Annotated in this window: 1 protein-coding gene and 2 pseudogenes; 2 read left to right on the top strand and 1 reads right to left on the bottom strand. The window is 70.0% G+C overall.

Translation table 11 applies throughout. From position 1 onward, the window contains the following. Positions 1 to 362, bottom strand: a pseudogene (locus tag AB0B96_RS40800) (phospholipid carrier-dependent glycosyltransferase); the annotation flags it as partial. Positions 363 to 458: 96 nt separating this feature from the next. Here AB0B96_RS40800 and rsmI point away from each other — a divergent pair. Together rsmI and AB0B96_RS40790 are read left to right on the top strand one after the other, a co-directional pair. Next, positions 459 to 1,313: a 16S rRNA (cytidine(1402)-2'-O)-methyltransferase gene (gene rsmI / locus AB0B96_RS40795; RefSeq protein WP_350950451.1), complete on the top strand. Its 855-nt coding sequence runs from the start codon at positions 459 to 461 to the stop codon at positions 1,311 to 1,313. A gap of 54 nt (positions 1,314 to 1,367) precedes the next feature. Beyond that, positions 1,368 to 1,645: pseudogene (locus AB0B96_RS40790) on the top strand (phospholipid carrier-dependent glycosyltransferase); the annotation flags it as partial.

The raw sequence follows: 1,645 nt of genomic DNA, 5'->3' as shown, positions 1-1,645 counted from the left end.
ACCACGTAGGAGGCGCACTTGTCGATCTCGTTGGGCGCGCAGTCCTGCCAGATCGCGGTGCTGCCGTCCATCAGGATCTTGTCGGCGTCCTTGACGACGTTGTGCTCGGCACCGAAGTTGATCAGTGCCCAGGCGTCCTTGGCGTAGTACGTCTCGTCGAACATGATCGCGCGCGGGTGGCCGAGGTTCGTGAAGCGCAGGATGCCCCCGAACACCGCGACCAGCAGCGGGCCCAGCCAGCCCCACAGGGCGCCGCCGGGCATCGGCGGCACCAGCCGGTCGCGCACCGAGCCCTCGTGCCCGCCGGACGGCTGGGGCTCGGGCTGCTCTGACGCCTGGTTGGTGAAGTCGGTCACGGCCACTCCGACATCGTACGGTCCCCCCACCCCCTCCAGCCCAGAGAAAACCTGTCAGATGTCTAATTCGAGAGCTTCTTCCCAGGCTGGGGGCGATCAGGAATGCGGGAGGATGAAACGGTGAATGAAAACGGCAGGCTTGTGCTGGCAGGGGCTCCGATCGGGCAGGCGGGCGACGCCTCGCCCCGGCTGCGGCTCGCGCTGGAGAGTGCCGACGTGGTCGCGGCGGAGGACACCAGGAGGCTGCGCCGCCTCGCGGGGGAGCTGGGCGCGGAGATCGGCGGCCGGGTCGTCTCCTACTACGACGCCAACGAGGCCGGACGTGCCGCCGAGCTCCTCCAGGCCCTCCAGGACGGCAAGACCGTGCTGATCATCACCGACGCGGGCATGCCCGGCGTCTCCGACCCCGGTTACCGCCTCACCCACCTCGCGGTCGAGGCGGGGGTCACGGTCACCTCGCTGCCGGGTCCGTCCGCGGTGACCACGGCGCTCGCCGTCTCCGGCCTGCCCAGCGACCGCTTCTGCTTCGAGGGCTTCCCGCCGCGCAAGTCCGGTGAGCGCTCCCGCAGGCTCTCGGCCCTGGCGGAGGAGGAGCGCACGATGGTCTTCTTCGAGGCGCCGCACCGGCTGCACGCCGCGCTCGCGGCGATGGCGGAGGCGTTCGGCGCCGACCGCCGGGCGGCGGTCTGCCGGGAGCTCACCAAGACGTACGAGGAGGTGCGGCGCGGGGGTCTCGGGGAGCTGGCCGAGTGGGCGGCCGGGGGCGTCAGGGGGGAGATCACGGTCGTCGTCGCGGGATACGCCGGGCAGGCCCTGCCGCCGGTGATCGAGGACCTGGTCGGTGAGGTGGCGCGCAGGGAGGAGTCGGGGGTGTCGAGGAAGCAGGCGATCGTGGACGTGGCGAAGGCGGCGGGCATCCCAAAACGCGATCTTTATGATGCTGTCCATCGAGGCTGATTTATCACCATAATTGCCCGAATGGGATTGATACGGGATCGCCTCTTACCCCCCATGCGGGGAAGCGTGCTCTGGGGGTGGCTGGGACCGTCGCTGGTCGCGGCGTTCGGAGGGATCCTGCGCCTCGTCGATCTGGGCAGGCCGCGCGCGGTCGTGTTCGACGAGACGTACTACGCCAAGGACGCCTGGGCGCTGATCCACCACGGGGTGGAGCGAGCCTCGCTCGGCACCGTGGAGGACCCGGTCGCCGACCGCATGATCATCGCGGGGAAGACGGACTTCCTGGTCAAGTGCACACCGCCGGAGGCCGACCCCTGTCCCCTCTACGTGGC

It is taken from the genome of Streptosporangium sp. NPDC049046, assembly GCF_040649155.1.
Taxonomy (GTDB): domain Bacteria; phylum Actinomycetota; class Actinomycetes; order Streptosporangiales; family Streptosporangiaceae; genus Streptosporangium.
Note: the sequence above shows the minus strand (reverse complement) of the source record. Positions and strands in the feature narration are given on the sequence as shown.